13 protein-coding genes and 2 pseudogenes are annotated in these 16,628 nt (G+C 55.2%); 13 read left to right on the forward strand and 2 right to left on the reverse strand.

Annotated features, from left to right (window positions below; genetic code table 11):
* The first annotated feature begins 88 nt into the window (after positions 1-88).
* From DRB19_RS19600 to DRB19_RS19655, 12 genes are all read left to right on the forward strand, one after another.
* Positions 89-856, forward strand: a complete 768-nt coding sequence (locus tag DRB19_RS19600; RefSeq protein WP_114187713.1) for a metallophosphoesterase family protein — start codon at positions 89-91, stop codon at positions 854-856.
* Between the two features lie 212 nt (positions 857-1,068).
* A complete protein-coding gene (locus DRB19_RS19605; RefSeq protein ID WP_162815766.1) occupies positions 1,069-2,469 on the forward strand; it encodes an O-antigen ligase family protein in 1,401 nt (466 codons plus the stop codon).
* An 18-nt stretch (positions 2,470-2,487) separates the two neighbouring features.
* Positions 2,488-4,758: a polysaccharide biosynthesis tyrosine autokinase gene (locus DRB19_RS19610; protein ID WP_114187715.1), complete on the forward strand. Its 2,271-nt coding sequence runs from the start codon at positions 2,488-2,490 to the stop codon at positions 4,756-4,758.
* 331 nt (positions 4,759-5,089) lie between these two features.
* Positions 5,090-6,289, forward strand: a complete 1,200-nt coding sequence (locus DRB19_RS19615; protein WP_114187716.1) for a glycosyltransferase family 4 protein — start codon at positions 5,090-5,092, stop codon at positions 6,287-6,289.
* Complete coding sequence (locus tag DRB19_RS19620) at positions 6,282-6,947, forward strand: acyltransferase (RefSeq protein ID WP_114187717.1); 666 nt, start codon at positions 6,282-6,284, stop codon at positions 6,945-6,947. The genes DRB19_RS19615 and DRB19_RS19620 overlap by 8 nt, the downstream gene beginning before the upstream one ends.
* Complete coding sequence (locus tag DRB19_RS19625; RefSeq protein WP_114187718.1) at positions 6,944-8,311, forward strand: O-antigen polymerase; 1,368 nt, start codon at positions 6,944-6,946, stop codon at positions 8,309-8,311. The genes DRB19_RS19620 and DRB19_RS19625 overlap by 4 nt, the downstream gene beginning before the upstream one ends.
* Before the next feature lie 110 nt (positions 8,312-8,421).
* Entirely contained in the window at positions 8,422-9,387 is a 966-nt protein-coding gene (locus DRB19_RS19630; RefSeq protein WP_170285034.1) for a glycosyltransferase family 4 protein, read from the forward strand.
* A gap of 238 nt (positions 9,388-9,625) precedes the next feature.
* Positions 9,626-10,924, forward strand: coding sequence for an oligosaccharide flippase family protein (locus DRB19_RS19635; protein ID WP_114187720.1), 1,299 nt, complete (start codon positions 9,626-9,628; stop codon positions 10,922-10,924).
* A 604-nt stretch (positions 10,925-11,528) separates the two neighbouring features.
* Positions 11,529-11,810, forward strand: coding sequence for a DUF1330 domain-containing protein (locus DRB19_RS19640; protein ID WP_162815768.1), 282 nt, complete (start codon positions 11,529-11,531; stop codon positions 11,808-11,810).
* A 437-nt stretch (positions 11,811-12,247) separates the two neighbouring features.
* Positions 12,248-12,970: an FkbM family methyltransferase gene (locus DRB19_RS19645; protein ID WP_114187722.1), complete on the forward strand. Its 723-nt coding sequence runs from the start codon at positions 12,248-12,250 to the stop codon at positions 12,968-12,970.
* Between the two features lie 388 nt (positions 12,971-13,358).
* Complete coding sequence (locus tag DRB19_RS19650; protein ID WP_114187723.1) at positions 13,359-14,063, forward strand: glycosyltransferase family 4 protein; 705 nt, start codon at positions 13,359-13,361, stop codon at positions 14,061-14,063.
* 270 nt (positions 14,064-14,333) lie between these two features.
* A protein-coding gene (locus DRB19_RS19655) for an IS630 family transposase (protein ID WP_114187724.1) occupies positions 14,334-15,280 on the forward strand; the annotation gives its coding sequence in 2 pieces (ribosomal slippage) (positions 14,334-14,672 and positions 14,675-15,280; 945 coding nt in all).
* A 186-nt stretch (positions 15,281-15,466) separates the two neighbouring features.
* On the opposite strand, the pseudogene DRB19_RS19660 reads toward DRB19_RS19655, so the two are convergent.
* Positions 15,467-15,874: pseudogene (locus tag DRB19_RS19660) on the reverse strand (transposase); the annotation flags it as partial.
* Between the two features lie 66 nt (positions 15,875-15,940).
* On the opposite strand from DRB19_RS19660, the pseudogene DRB19_RS19665 reads away from it, so the two are divergent.
* Positions 15,941-16,228: pseudogene (locus tag DRB19_RS19665) on the forward strand (transposase); the annotation flags it as partial.
* 9 nt (positions 16,229-16,237) lie between these two features.
* On the opposite strand, the gene DRB19_RS19670 reads toward DRB19_RS19665, so the two are convergent.
* Positions 16,238-16,628 (reverse strand): IS30 family transposase (locus DRB19_RS19670; protein ID WP_114187731.1); only part of this gene is annotated, 391 nt, incomplete at its 5' end.

The raw sequence follows: 16,628 nt of genomic DNA on the forward strand, positions 1-16,628 counted from the left end.
CCTCCCGTGAAGTGAAACCACGGGCGCGCAGGGCGGGTTGATGCATCGAATGGATCGACGATTGCCTTTACGCGACCTATAAGACCGCATGATCTTTTCCAGGTGGCTCTCCCGGGCTAAGGCCCCAGCCGCAAAGCCAAAACACCTTCCCCGCATTCCCGACGGTCAGGTGGTCTACGCGGTGGGGGATATTCACGGCCGGCTTGACCTGCTGCAGCGGGCGGCGGATGCCATTGCCCAGGATGTCGACCGTCTCCCATCCGTGCAGCCCGTGACCGTCTTTGTCGGCGACTACATTGATCGCGGTCCGTCCTCGCGAGGTGTGCTCGACCGGCTCGTCTCGTTCGCGTTCCCCACCCCCATCATCCCCCTGCTTGGCAATCACGAGACCCTGCTGCTGAATTTCCTGGAGGACGCCTCAGTCCTGCAGCGCTGGCGCAGCCTCGGCGGCCTGGAGACCTTGTTCTCGTATGGCGTTGACGTGCGGGAGGCGATGACGGGGCGCGGCTTCGAGGCCGCCCAGTATGGTCTGCTGCGCTCGTTTCCCGATGAGCACCGCCGCCTTCTGCTCCATCTACCACGCTCGGTGGAGTGCGGCGATTACTTCTTCTGCCATGCCGGCATCCGTCCGGGCGTGCCGCTCACGGAGCAGGATCCTGATGACTTGGTCTGGATCCGGGATGAGTTCCTGACCAGTGACGTTGACCACGGCAAGCTGATCGTGCACGGCCACACACCCGTGCCGGAACCGGATTTCAGGCGAAACCGCATCAATCTCGACACGGGGGCCTTTGCCACGGGTCGCCTGACCTGTCTCCGTCTGCTGGGCGAGACACAAACAATTATTACGGTGTAAGTGTCTTTTGGGTCACGCGGCGTTCTGCCGTGTCATGTCGGGCTGTTTCAGACGGGGACTTTGATTGACGCTGCCGAGCCGTGCACGTTAACCATCCGCCCATGACGACCATGTTCCCCACTGCCACGACCACGACCCTGCATCCTCGATCGAGACGCTCAAGTTGCTCGCGGCGAGGCTCGTCGTCCCTTGCGTTGAAGCTTCTCCTCTGGATGTTTCTTGGAGCATTGGCCTGGCTGCCCTTCTGGCTCGGCAGCAATGACACACTGGCTTGGTCGCTCAATGCCGCGCTGTTTGGTGGCCTTGTGGCGGTCTATCACCTGACGCTTCTGATCAAGGGCATCAGCCTCCCGGTTCCCTTGTCGCGGTTGAGCGTGCCTGCGACGCTTGTGGCACTCCTCGCCGTTTGGATTGCGCTGCAAGCGGTCTCCTGGACACCCGAGGCGTGGCATCACCCCCTGTGGGCGACAGCCCGTGAGGCTCTGAACGGACCTGTCGCGGGCGCCGTGTCCCTGAACGGGGAGGCTACAGCGCTGGCCCTGTTGCGCTTGCTGACGGCAGTGGCCGTGTTCTGGTTGGCCGTTCAGTTCGGGCACAGCCGCAGCAATGCGCGGACCTGCCTGTACGCCGTTGTGGTGATCGGCTCCGCCTATGCGGTCTATGGTTTGATTGCCCACACTCTTTTCCCCACCACGATCCTCTGGCTGGAAAAAGAGGCTTATCTCGACTCCGTCACTTCAACCTTCATCAATCGCAATACGTATGCCACTTATGCCGGCCTTGGACTCATGGTCGGCATCGCCCTGCTCACCCGCGAGATCGAGAAAGTCGGGGAGGGGAGGACCTGGAAGGACAAGCTCGAGAATGCCATTGCCGGGCTTCTCGGCCCCGGCCTGCGCCTGATGGTTTTATGCCTCCTACTAGCCTTGGCGCTGCTCCTGACCGGCTCCCGTGCCGGCATCACCTCGACCTTCGCGGCTCTCTTTGTCTTTGTGGCACTTTTGGCGCTGCGGGCCCGCTCGAGCAAGCTCGTCGCTACGGGTTGGGCTCTCGCAGTTCTGGGGCTGATTGCAGCCCTCATTGGTCTGGTGGGCGAATTCTACTTGGACCGCCTGGAACAGGCCGGCAGCCACATCGGAAGCCGCCTTGACGTTTATGCGCTCACTTGGAGCGCGGCCCTCGACCGGCTCTGGCTCGGTACCGGCTACGGTTCATTTGCCGATGCCTTCCCAGCCTACCGTGATGCCACCATCAGCGGCTTCGGCCAGATATGGGATAAGGCTCACAACACCTATGTTGAACTGTTCCTCGGCCTTGGATTTCCTGGAGCCATCATTTTGATGCTGGCCCTTATTGTCCTCGTCGGGCAGGCCATCGCTGCCGTAAGACACGACCGCGGCTATGGTCCGGCCGCCCTGACGGCCTGTGCCGCCAGCCTTCTCGTCGGCCTGCACGCTCTGGTGGATTTCAGCCTGCAGATTCAGGCGGTCACTTTGACCTATGTTGCGTTGCTCGGTCTTGGTGTATCGCAGCACAACCTTCCCAAATCGGGACGGGATGCTAAACCGTCAAATAAGACTTTCGAATCACGTCCAGGATCAACGATGACGTGACTCTGTAGGGGCACAACAATGCACGGCCGCGTTCAGCTGGAACCTCCCGTTGAGGAGAGCGATGACTCATTTGCGTTGCCGGACATCATCGGCTTCTTACACCGCCGGTGGAAGTTCATCATCGCCATCACAGCTGTCTTTGTCGTGGCCGCTCTCGTCCTTAGTCTGGTACTGACCAAGCAGTACACGGCCACCACGCAGATCTTCATCGATGCTAAGCAGAACAGCCTCCTCGGCCGCGACTCGATTGTCGCTGAAGGTGCCCTGTCGGACACAACCGGCATCGACAGCCAGATTTCTCTGATCAAATCCGGTGAACTGCTACGTCGTGTTGTGGAGGCTAACAAGCTTGAAACGGATCCCGATTTCGGCCTCGCGGCTGAGCCGGGACAACTGGCCCGCTTCCGAGGCGCTCTCGTAGGCTTCGTCAACTCACTTTTGGGCAGCATTGATCCGGCAGTCGAAGAGGTTCGCGATACCTGGTCTCCGGAAGTTCTGCGCGCTGTCAATCGCCTCAGAGATACCATCGATGTCCGGCGCCAAGGCCGCACGTATGTGGTCGACATTGCTGTGACGCTGCCAAATGCCAGGAAGGCCGCCAAGATCGCCAATGCCGTGGCGGACGCCTACATTGTCGATAAGATGCAGACACGCTTTGATCAGGCTCGCCGCGCGGCAGACTGGCTCGCGGACCGCATCAAGGTCATGGTCGACGAGGTTCGCTCGGCCGAGCAGGCTGTGGCAGCCTTTCGTGCTCAGCATAACCTGCTCGAGACGGCAAAGGGCGGCACCGTGACCGAGCAGCAGATGGCCGATCTGAATACCCAGTTGATTGGTCTGCGGGCGGAGGTGGCTGAAAAGCGCGCCAAGTACGAACAGGCCAAGGCGCTGGTGGCCTCGAAAGGAAACATCGAAGCCATTCCTGACGTCCTGCGCTCCAGCGTCATCAGCAACCTGCGCAACCAGGCAGCCCAGGTGACCACCCGGGAGGCGGACCTTTTGGCTCGCTATGGCCGCTCTCACCCGCAGGTGGTCAACGTCCAGGCCGAGCGCCGCGACGTCGAGCGCCAGATCCGGCAGGAGGTGGAGCGCATCATTGCCAATCTCAAGAATGAATATGACGTCGTCCAAAGTCGAGAGGCGTCACTGGCCGGTTCGCTGGGCGCTATCAGCGGCCAGACAGGCACCGACAACAAGGTTGCTGTGGAACTGCGTGAACTCGAGCGCAAGGCTACGGCGGCGCGGACCCTGTACGAGTCCTTCCTCTCGCGTGCCAAGGTGGCTGAGGAGGAGGCAACGCTCACCGACCGGGACGCCCGTGTGATTTCCCCAGCGATGATCCCGGTGGCGGCCAGCTTCCCCCGTCCGTCCCTGTTCCTGGCTCTGGGCCTTGTGCTTGGGCTCGCCCTCGGAACTGCTGGCGGCATCGGCCTGGAGCTGCTGGCGCCGGGCTTCATCAGCCCCAAGCAAGTCGAGGAGGTGCTCGGCCTACCCGTGCTGTCCTCGATCCCCGTACTGGGTGAAGAGCAGCGGCGCGTGAACGGGGCAGTCGTGCCCGTGCCCCGCTACATCGTGAGCAACCCCTTATCGCATGTCAGCGAGGCGGTCCGCAGCCTGCGGACCGGCGTTCAGATGTCGAACGTCGACGCACCTCCGAAGGTGATCCAGGTGACATCCGCGCTGCCCAGCGAGGGCAAGTCGACCCTAGCCGTGTCCTTGGCGCTCTCGGCTGCGGCTGCGGGCCAGCGAGTGCTCCTGATTGACGGTGACTTGCGCCACCCCAGCACGAGCCAATTCTTCGGCCTTATGAACAAGCCAGGCCTCGTGGAGAGTCTGGTGTCCGAGGACAATTACGCTGATGCCATGCACAAGGATCCTGAGAGCGGCCTGCATGTGCTTCCGGCCGGCGGCAAAACCCACCACCCCCCGGACCTGCTCGGGTCCGAGCGCATGCGCCGCCTTATCCAACTAGCGGCTGGCAACTTCGACTACGTGGTCATCGACTCGCCGCCGCTTGCGCCGGTTGTGGATGCAGCTGTCATCTCACAACTCGTCGACCGCATCATTTTCACGGTGGCTTGGAAGCGCACGCCTCGCGAAGCGATTAGTCAGGCGCTGAGGAACAGCAGCTTCAGGCTAAACAAGGTCGCTGGCGTTGCCTTCAATATGATCGACGAGAAGAGCATGACCACGTACGGCCGGTATGGCTACTACGGCAGCAAGTATTATGGACGTTACTACGGCACAGAGGGGTCCGAAGCTGCCCCGAAGGTACAATTATTAAACTAATTGCGCCCGCCCAGACGATGTTACGCAACTTCGGCCAAGCCGGCCCCGATTGGAGACAGCGGCTCGTGTTAAGAGCGCGGTAGTTGTCACTATGCCCACATATTGGTGCGGCTCTTTACCCAGTAAGCTCACATCGCTAATCCACGTCCACTTATACGCGAACTAGGGACTTCTCACTTGCAGAAGGCTAAATACATTACTCGGAGCAAAGCCTATAAACAGGGCTCTTACCAGCCCACTAACCTGACTCGGGCTTTCATAATTGTCTCATCTCTGGCAGGTACAACATAATGTCAAGGTGCTCAGCCGTGAATATACAAAGAGGGGCAGAATGAACAGACAAGTTTTGGTCGTGAATGCCTGTTCTCCTGAACTCGACTACTTAACAGCTAACTGGCAAGGCAACGAAAAGGTGACGCTTTGCCGTCCGCTCGCTCGTCTAACCGGTTCCCAAAACATGCGACCCCTTGATCTTGTCATAAGATCATTAACAAAGCGCAGAAGTCTTCCAATCAATCCGGACAAGGTCGACGTGAAGTTCGTCGGAGTGCTTGAGGATCTTGCTTTTAAGATGGTGTCGCATTCCCGCTTTCTTGGAATTAGGGAGCGGGTGATTGAGGCAAGGGCTATAGCTGTCGCAAGGGGGGCAGCACCAGCTGCACGCAATGCCGATGTCGTGATTGCCGCATGGCAGAGCGCGAAAGAGCCTTTCGCCGCCAGCGATGCCGTTCGGGTTTTAAACTACCCACTCGCCCACCACGAATACTGTGCGACTATCCTCAAAGAGGAGATGGAGCGCGTTCCTGCGTTCGCTGCGACAATGAACAGTCACAGTTGGCCATCTGTCACGACTGATAGGATGAATGAAGAAATTGAGACCGCTGACCGGATTGTTGTGGGCTCACACTTTGCCGCAGAAAGCTTTCCAAAGACGATTGGGAGAGACAAGTTCATTATAAGCCCCTACGGTCACAACAACTCTCTATTTCGTCGTCCTGACTCGACTCCGGTCAATGGCCGCGACCTACTGCACATCGTCTTTGTAGGTCAGCTTACACAACGCAAAGGTATATACTATTTCCTTGAGACAGCTAAGAAGCTTAAGGGGAAGGCTCGTTTTACGGCAATCGGAGCGCCAGTGGGAACAGTAGAGCCTCTCGCGAAGTACCAAGATGTCGTAACATTTGTTCCGTTCGCGACAAGTTCTGTGGTGGCTGAAACACTTCGGACTGCTGACATTATGCTATTTCCTACATTAGCGGAGGGCATGCCAATCTCCGTGCTGGAGGCCATGGCGTGCGGAGTTGTTCCTCTAACTACAATGCGGGGACCTGGCGAGATCGTGGAAGATGGAGTGAACGGGTTTCTTTTCCAGCCGAACGACGTCGAGGGATTTGTCTCAAAAATTGAGGAGCTTGACCGTCAGAGGGATCAACTTGCCTGGATGGGAACCAGTGCATCGAAATTCGCCTCAGCCTTCACATGGAAGCGTTTTGCAGAAGTAATCAAAGTTGAGCTTGAACATGCTTAGACTGCTCATTGCAGGGGCGGCTGCAATTATGCCGCAAACACTCAAGAAATTTTTATACAGGACATTGTTTGGGTGGGAAATCGCTCCTGGAGTTAAGATCGGATTTTCCTTCATATCAGCGCGTTCAGTGCAGATCGGCGAGAATGTTCGAATTGGGCACTTAAACATCTTCCGCAATGTCGATAAGATCGCACTTGCACGGGACGTAGTCATAGGAAACTGCAACTACTTCGTAGGTGCTTCTTCAGGTACAAAGTTCTACAGCACGAAGGCTGAGCGTGTTACAAACACGCTGTCCATAGGAGATGAATCTGCCGTAACTCACCAGCATATTATTGATGTCACTGGTGGAGTCCACATCGGCAGCTTCGCTACAATCGCTGGTTACAGAACGACGATCCTTACCCACTCCATAGATCTGGAAGAAAACAAACAGTCAGTGGCACCGGTGCATATAGGTGACTACACCTTTATTGGCACCAACTGCGTACTTCTCAAAGGCAGTCGCCTTGCATCTCGATGCATTCTTGCAGCCGGCTCAGTGCATACTTCGGGGTCTACTGACGAGGGATCTCTCTATGGATCAGGAATTGCGAAAAACATCAAAAAAGTGGAGCACTTAGCTTACTTCTCCCGGACTCAGGGAGAGGTGCTATGATGATCTCCGCAGCGCTTATTGTAGCAATCATTGTTGCCTTGCTATGCTCATGGGCGGCCTACCACAAGCTTAAGCGCCCCTACCTTCACATCCTGACGTGGTACTTAGCATTTCACTGGCTGGTATTTGTGATCCGCCCAGTTGTTACTTACTCGTTTGGATGGCATGGTCAAATTGATTATATGTTGTTTTCGCCAAGTGCTGACGATGTCTCTTGGACTAGTATAGCAAGTACTTTATTTCTTGTCATATTTACGGCCTCGTACATTTCATTTGCACCGAAAAGCATTCAGATAAAACTGCATCCCCTTACATCGAAGGCGATGCAAGCGTTCTATATTGTCTTCGTCCTTCTCATGCCACTCACTTTATACTCGACCGTCCGCATGTTCTCTGTGGACTACACTCAGGAAAACACTACTGCGCAAATATTCGGTGTGGATGATACGATGGAGGACGCTCTGCTCCATACGGGCCAGACAGCCTATATTACAATGGCTTATAATTTCCTTGTTCCTCTCGCCATTTTATTAATTATCGTTCGTAGATTCGATTGGATTTCTCTGGCGTTCGTAGCTCTAGTAGCAGGGACTAGATTATTTCTTGGCTGGGAACGATGGGGCTTAATAGTACTCGTGTTCGCTATCTGCATCAGCTATGCAACAACATCTACGACAAAACTTCGACTTGGCCGAATCCTTGTAGTATTACTGCCTGTGGTTGCGACATTTGCGTTTCTCAGTGAAAATCGTGATTTTCTGAAAGAAGCAGTTGGTATGCAACCGGCTTCGTACGCTTCGACGCCCGAGGGACGTAGCTTGGAAGGGATTGCGAGGTGGGTTGACGGTCCAGATTTGGCAGGCTTTGACTTTGCAACCTACATTGTTGCAAAAGTACCAAAAGAAACTCGTACTTACAGCTATTTTCTCCAGCATCTTGAGCTTTTTACTCGTCCTATTCCACGTGTGCTCTGGTCAGGTAAACCTGTCGGTCCCCCAGTGCCGTTCTTCAATCTAAGCGACTACGGAAACTTTAGGGGGCGGTCGCCTACAATAGTAGGCGATGGATGGATGTCTGCAGGCTTCTTTGGCGTTGCTGTCAACGCAACTGTCTACGGATTGCTTTTCGGATGGCTTGGTAGACTCGTTAACGCGAAGAATAATATCTACTGGTCGATCTTCCATGTATTTTTGCTTGCTTTGGCGTTCCAATTCTTCCGCGATGGGGACATTCTTTCCCTTCTTAGGTTCGGTTTGTGGATGTTCGTCCCAATTGTTTTCTGGCGCTGGACAGCATTACTGTTAACCCATCAACGGCCTCGGTTGCCAAGTAAGATGATGACATCCGGTCGGGCATTGTCATAAACTGAAGTCGAAAGCGTATCTCCTGAAGCACACGTAACGAAACCATGGCGACGAGGAAACTTTTGCGAGTTCTTATCACATCTTTCTTTTTTTATCCGTCACAAGGTGGGATGGAGATTTCAGCCCTACATTTGGCTTCCCAGCTGCACAAAGAAGGTCATGAAGTAAAGGTCGTAACGGATACATGTAACCAGGAAGTGGATGTTCTCCCGTTTAAGGTTGCACGTAGACCAACGATGCTTGACCTGTTTAATCTAGGCAAATGGGCCGAAGTACATATTCATAATCATATATCGTTGCGATACGCGATCCCGCTAGCGCTGTTCGGCCCTCCACAAGTATTCAGAATTGCTGGGTGGATAGAGCCTGACAACAAATTTTCTACGTTTGCTGGAAAACTCAAACGCTGGCTACTGTCGCGCCACCATTGCATCGCGAACGGAGTGGAGGTTTATGATGAGTTGCGAGCTCGGTCTAAGATCTTGGTACCGCCGCCTTACGACCCTGACATATACTTCCTCGCAAACCGCGGCTGCCGAGTTAGGGACTTCACCTTCGTTGGAAGGCTTACTAATGAGAAAGGCGTAGATCTACTTCTCCAAGCTATGGCAATCGTACGGGGAGAGGTTGCCGACGTTAATCTCACAATCCTTGGTGACGGACCTGAGCGCCGTTCCCTAGAGATTTTGGCAGAGCAACTTGGGCTGTCAGAATGTGTGCAATTCGTCGGATCGGCACCGCCGGATCAGGTTAGCAAGCTGCTCAATGAAACGAAGGTGATGGTCGCGCCGTCGTTTATCATTGAGCCGTTCGGGATCGTAGCCCTCGAAGGCTTAGCATCAGGCTGTGAGGTGGTCGTACCTGACCGTGGCGGATTTTCGCATGCACTAGGAAGGTTTGGAACAAAATTCGAGCATAGAGATCTCCGCAGCCTGTGTGGAGCAATGCTCAAAGCGCTCGAGCGCTCTGGCCAAAATATAGCACTATATAGCGAGGTTAAGGAACATCTTGCGAATTATGAGCCATTCAGCACAACGAGGCAGATACTTGACTTTTCATTATCGAACACGCGCTGAATACCTCAAAAGCGATATCTAAGGAAATGCTGCCTCTTCGATCGCGGCATTCCCACATGGTGATTTCTATGACCTTCGCGAAGACATTGAATGACTTGGGTTATCCCTTGGCGGCAGTGTTCCTGTGTTCCTTGCCGTTTCTAAATTACCAACGCTAGGTCCTGCAGAGTAACACGCGAGTGCTCCAGCTCACTGAATTTATGGCCAAAGCAATTCGACGCAGGATCGTGAGTTATTGATGAAGAAGGATTTGCCGATCTCGCTCTCATTGCGATTTCTTCAGGTTGTGCTGAATTTCTCTGTTCAGATGATCTGCGCAAAAATTCTTGGAAGTAGCCACTATGGCACTTTCTCCGTTGCGTATGCGTGGATGAATGTTCTTCTCGCGCTGATTGCTGGAGGGTTATGCGAGTTGGTTGCTAGAGAAGTTGGGCCAGCCCGTACTGATGGAAACAATCAAGAGGTTTGTCGGATAATAGCGACCGCAAGTATATTTTGTACTTTGGGCTCGGGGGTACTGATATCCCTGTACGGCGCATGGAATTCATTCCACGGGACTTGGAGCTTGGAAAGCCTTGTAATGATGGTAAGCCTCATTGCGCTACCATTCTTAGGGCTCTCGACTATTATGAGTGCAGTGCTGACAGCAGCGGACAGGCCTGTCGCAGGGCAAGTAGTTAACACGTTGCTGTTCCCACTTTTCATGTGTGTGGGGCTGACCCTACTATATTACTTCTACGGATCCATTTTGACATCTTTCGAAGTGGCGCTCTTGCTACTAGGTGTTGGCGTCGCATGTGGGTTGATCAGCGTGCTTCAGGTAATACAGGAAGTGGAAATCAGCCTGCCAAGACTCACATGGCGGGGAACCATCGGCTGGAGCCACTCGGCCGCATGGCTTTCAATCGCTAGCGCAATGGCTGTTTTTCAGAGCAACTTAGATGTGATCATTGTAGATTATATCTTAGGTTCCGAGGCGGCGGGTGTTTACAGGCTCGCGGCGCGCTTGGCGTTTGTAGGTTCGATAGCCTCTGTAGCCGTGCAGCCAATCGCAACCAGTGTTTTAGTTAAGTATCTAAGTGGAACGATCGATGCTGATGAAGCATCACAGCGAATCGGACTCTTGGCGGCTTTCACGTCAATCATCTCGTTAGTAGCTGCCGTTATTGTTGTTATTTCTGCGGTTTATATAATGCCGTACATTGGGAGAGACTACACGGGCGGAATGACTGTGGTGATAATTATTGCTACCGGTTATATTTTCTATTCGTTAGCAGGTCCTGGAGGGGTGGCTATGAGGGTTTTATCGTATGATTCCCTATTTACTTGGATAGTTTTGCTTATGCTGCTCGCATCTTTTCTGTCGTATCCTGTTGCGGCATTCTACCTTGGTATTAACGGTGTAGCTGCATCTACCGTTCTCTGCGCCATAGGTGCTGGCTGGGTCTTCTCCTGTGTCATAAGCCGACGTGAGCGTATCAACTTATCTGTTTTCTCGCGGGCCATTGTGAAAGCGCTAGCTCGGAAAATGGTATAGAAGTGGCATTCATGCAAAAAAAATCTTCTCCGATTGGGACTTGCATGTTCGTGCAGTTTCCGGACCGCTCCCGCAGGTCACGCAGTTCTCTTTGCGGTCGGCGGTCCGCCGATTCATCAAGGCAGGAAGGCAAGTGTAGGCCTCTACCGCTGGCTACTTTGAATTTGCACCTTAGAAACTGGCCTAATCGTACGTATATCGCTGAAAGTCATCAGATCGCGTCACTCGAGTTTGGTGAGACACGCCGCCGGCGACGTTCCCCCGAGCGCGAGAAGCTGCCAGATCATTGAGGAGAGTTTGTCAGCTCTCCGGCGCACCTCCAGCAACGGTGTGCCCGCATCAGATTCGAAAACAACTCCTTCTTGGCAAACGCGTACGGAGTGCCACAGGGTCACCGTTGGTCGGCGCTTACTAGTGGTGAAAACCTGACGCTTGGTACCCGACAATAACAGCCGCTGAGGGTGGAAGGCCGTCATTCGGTCATGCTAACCGGACGACGGCGTTGCGCCAATTCCCGCGATCTGGCTGTCCTTAAAAGCTCGCGGTTAAGCTAATGTGACCCCACAATGGGTCTCTGCGAATTGGTCAAGCAATGGGTATGGGAATGACAAAGGGATACATCGTCAACAACATCACCGTGAAGGACGAAGCCGGCTATGCGAACTGTCGCGTGACGGCCGCCAAGACACTGGAGGACGCTGCCGGCACCTTTCTGGTGCGCGGCGGCCGGCACGAGGTGATCGAGGGTCAAAGCTATGAACGCATTATCATCTGCGAATTTGAAAGCTATGAGGCGGCACACGCCGCATCGGCTGCAGTGCGCGCGCTTGGCGATTTGCGAGGCGACAGCGCGGTCGCAAACATCGTAGTGGTCGAGGGTGTCTGAAGTCGACACGAAGGACCAAGCTGTGCCGAGGGTCGGAAAACGGCTTCCGCATCGGGTACCAAGCGTCGGATTTTCACCACTAGATTGGCAAGCCTGTGTCCAGGCATGCTCACATCGACGTGCGTGCGTAGGGGGAGGTGCTGGCATCAGCGTCTACAGTCCCAGCCGGCTTCGAATCCTGCCTATAGGCTTGAACACGGTCGGTAGTGTGAGGCTTCGGCCCATACGCAAGGCAAGTGTCTTGCGCTTGAGCGTTAGCGGCTAATGGAACCCTTGCATGTTGCAGATCTTAGCTCTCGTGCGTGATATACGCTGCTGGGCTGAGGCCAACGCCGCAAACCAACTCTGTCTCTAGGCTTGAGAGACGGCTAGAGCAGTATTATCAGTGTTTGATAAGCCCCTATTCAACGGCGCAGGTAGGCACGACGGAGATAGTGATGAGGTTAAGCGTATTACGTGGGAAAAAGTTACTGCGTGGTGCAAGATCGAAACTTGGGCGCCGTGCCCTTACCTTCGGTGTTGGCGCCAGCGTAGAGCATGATAATTCCTTTAGGCGGCAAGAGTATCGTACGATCGTCGACGTTGGAGCAAACAGGGGCCAGTTTGCCCTGTTTGCAAGGGAGCGGTTTCCAGAGGCGAGGATCGTATCATTCGAGCCACTGACTGAATGCGCCAAAATCTATCGGAGTATCTTTTCGGATGATCCGCTTACTACTGTCCAGGAGGTTGCAATCGGTCCTGTAGAGCGAGTAGAAAACATACATGTTACCTCAGATAAGGACTCGTCCTCCTTTCTGCCGCCAGCGGACCATCAGTCCGCAATTTTTGGCTCCGAGGTGACCGGCAGAAGACCTGTGTCAGTGGTCCGGCTGTTCTCTGTTTTGAAGCCGGAGGCGATAAACCAGCCCGCGCTTTTGAAGATCGATGTCCAAGGGTTTGAACTCGACGTGTTGAAAGGCTGTGATGATTTGAACTGTTTCGATGACATATATGTCGAGGCTTCCTATTTGGAACTGTACAAGAACCAACCGCTTGTGAGCGAAATCGTTACCTACCTTCAAGGATATGGCTTTTGTCTGAGGGGAGTATTCAACCAGTTTGATGATCCAAAAAGTGGACCGGTACAGGCCGATTTTCTCTTCAGCCGGTCAAGCAGCTAAAGCTCCAAAGTGCTTCAATAAAAAATAATGGAGGTTCCACCTGTTTCTCCTCATTGGCCCGTTTCCACCGCCAGTTCATGGCGCGTCCATTATAACTGAACATGTTGCTGCTGCGTTGGCCCATGAAGGTATATCGATACTTCGATGCAGCACATCGCCAACCACTGTAACTCGCGGTGTGCGCTGGCATTTTAGCCGGCTCGCACGCTATGGCTCCGCTCTATCGAAAGTTTGGACGGCTCAGAACATATCAGGCATATATATTTCGGTATCTGGTGGTCTTGGACTTCTATACGATGCTCTTCTGGTACTTGCCGCGCGTATACGCCAAGTGCCGATTATAGTTCACCACCACAGCTATTCTTATTTGGGTGAACGCAGTTTTCTGATGGCTGCCCTTGTTTTTGCAGGAGGAGCGCAGCAGACCCATGTTGTTTTGTCTGCAGGTATGGGACAGCGTCTGAAGCAATTCTACGGAGCGACTTTGCATTGTACACCGATATCAAACATCGCCTTCCTGAGAATGGCTCCAGTCGGCCCTCGATCTCCACAACTGCGAAGTATTGGGTTCATGTCGAACTTGATACTGACGAAGGGGGTTGATCGCTTTCTGGACCTTGCGGATGAGCTGGCCTACGATGGGATAAGCGTTCACATCGCTGGTCCATTCCCTAGTGAACATATGAGAGAATATGTGCTTGGTCGGATCCGCAGCATGCCGCATGTAATCTATCATGGGCCTGTTTATGGAGAGCAGAAAGCGGATTTTCTGAGACAAGTCGACTTATTTGTTTTTCTTTCTCGGTACTTCAATGAGGCTGAGCCATTGGTGCTCTATGAGGCCATGAGGGAGGGTTTGCCTATTGTATCAACCGCGCGCGGCTGTATTCCAGATATGTTAGACTCGACCATGTCCGTGCTTGTTGATAAGGAAGCAGCTAGCCTCGAAAAGTTGGTCTCTGCCATCCGATATTGGCGTGACGAGCCTACAAAGTTCGCTGAGATGTCAGCCTCAGCCTCGGCTAGATACAGCACATTGATGTTTGCTGGGCGGGAACAGTACAAGAGTTTCCTCCGGTTGTTCGGTCGGTAACGTGGGGCTCCGGGCCTTGCTTGCTCCAATGACAACAATCGAATTTTTGTAAGAAGTTGGACCCGTCGACTTAATTGACTGGCTGCCGCGTGACATGGCGTTTACCGCCGGTCTGATGTGTCGGTCTGGACGGTTTATTGTAGTCGAACTGGAAGCAGATGCCGATCTGTTCGCGCTGGACTTCTACGCCGCTCTAGAGCGTACAGCGGTTGCGTGGAATCGGGACAGCTGATTCCATTGGGCTGGTTGTGGTCGGCCGGGAGGCATCCCATGCCAGCTCCTCTGTCCCGAGACTTGCGTGAGCGGATCGTGCGTGCGGTGGAAGGTGGATCGTCCATCCGCCAGGCGGCCCTGCGCTTTGAGGTGAGCCCCTCTGCGGCGGTCAAACTGATGCGGCGCTTTCGCCAGAGTGGCAGTCCGGCGCCAGCCCGCTTTGGTGGCCACCGTCGTCCCATCCTCGCGCCGCATGAGGCACTTGTGCGCGCTCTTCTGGATACCAAAGCCGACATCTCACTGAAGGAGATCCAGGCCGAGCTGCACCGGCACGGCATCATGGTGGGGGCGACCTCCACCATCAGCCGCTGGCTCAGACGAGCTGGCCTGACGCACAAAAAAAGAGCCTGAGAGCCGCCGAGCAGGACCGAGTCGACGTGGCGCGCGAGCGACGGCACTGGCGCGTGTGGCAGCGCTTTATGGATCCTGCCCGCTTTGTCTTTCTGGACGAGACCGGCACATCCACCAACATGGTGCGCCGCTACGGGCGCTGCCCCAGAGGCGAGCGGCTGGTGGATGCCACACCCTGGGGTCACTGGAAGATCACCACCTTTGTGGCCGGCTTGCGCGCGAGTGGGCTGATCGCCCCGATGGTGCTGGATGGGCCAATGACCGGTGAGGTGTTCCGGGCCTATGTCGAGCAGGTGCTGATCCCGGAGCTCTCGCCCGGTGATGTGGTCGTGCTCGACAACCTTGCGGCTCACAAGGTGGCGGGCATCCGCGAGAAGATCCAGGCCGCGAGAGCAAGCCTGTTGTACTTGCCGCCGTACTCGCCCGACCTGAACCCGATCGAGCAGGTGTTTGCAAAGCTCAAGGCGCTGCTGCGCAAGGCGGCGGCTCGCACCAAGGAGGTGCTCTGGACAACCATTGGCGAACTGCTCGACAGCTTCCCCGCCGAAGAGTGCCGGAACTACCTCAGCAACTGCGGATACGAGTTCACTTAAATCGAATCCGCGCTAGTGAAGAAGGAGCGGCGGCTGATCTTCGCTCGGATCAAGAGCGTGTTTCGGGAAGCAAAAGTGCGGGGCGGCTCGCGCCAACTTGGCGGCAAAGAGAGCAGAACTGGCTCCCGATGCGGCTCTATCTAGTCGGCCCTGAATAATGCGGCTGCGCGCGGCTGGCACTGGATTTTAAGCAACCTGAGACGTATCCGGCTGCGCGGATGAACTCATCAGGGCTGCCATGAGCCAGGCTACACAAAGCCTGAGCCAGTTCAGGATCAGCCGCAGGTTGTGCCTAGCGGCCACCAGCAGCGCATTCATGGCGTCGCCGGCTGCTCCGAGCAGGTGATTGCGTCCAAGCCGCCCGTCCGCCTTCATGTGTCCGATCATCGGCTCGATGGCGGAGCGTCGTCGCAACTCCCGTCTGATCGTGGGCGTCAGACCCCGCCGCTGGCGCGTGATGAACACGCGCTCCTTGTGCGCATAGTCATGCCCGCGATAGCCTTGATCGACATAAGTCCGCTCCGGCTCGATGCCTGTCATGGCGATGACTTGGCTGATGGTGGCGTCCAACGTATGGCCGTCATACGGGTTGCCCTCCTGATCCTCCCTCGCTTTGACGGACACCTCTGATACGCTCCTGCGGGAGCAGGACGGTGTTTGATGACGAAGACAAGGCGAGAATTCACACCCGAGTTCAAGCGAGAGGCCGTCGCACTGTTGGTGAGCAGTGGCCGACCAACCATGCAGATTGCGACCGAGCTGGGGATCTCTCCCTCTATGCTGCGCAACTGGCGGGCCCTTGCCCATGGAGCTGCACCCCGGTCCAGAGCCGCTCCCATGCCATTGCCGACTGGCACCGCATCCCCGGCCGATCAGGCGGCGGAGATCGCCCGGCTGCGCCGTGAACTCGATCGCACCCGCATGGAGCGGGACATCTTAAAAAAAGCCATGGTAGGTTCAAGTGATGAGCGCAACAGCTTTGGCCAACGTAGCCCCTGGCGTTTGAAAGCCAAGGGTTTTTCTTGGCCGGGTATTCAGCCGGAGCGCAACCGCATCCAAGTCGCTTTGGCTATAGGCGGACAGGTCTGAACCCTTCGGGAAGTACTGCCGCAGCAAGCCATTGGTGTTCTCGTTGCTTCCCCGCTGCCACGGGCTTTGGGGATCGCAGAAGTAGACCTCAACGTCAGTCGCGACGCTGAAGCGCTTGTGATAAGCAAGCTCCATCCCACGATCCCAGGTCAGCGATGCCATCAATCCTTGAGGCAGACGTTGAACCTGCCGCACAAGAGCCTTCACCACGCTCTCGCTGTCTTTGCCGTCAACTCGAACGAGCATCACAAACCGGGAT

The sequence above is a fragment of the Microvirga aerophila genome (assembly GCF_003332305.1).
GTDB classification, from domain to species: Bacteria; Pseudomonadota; Alphaproteobacteria; order Rhizobiales; family Beijerinckiaceae; genus Microvirga; species Microvirga aerophila.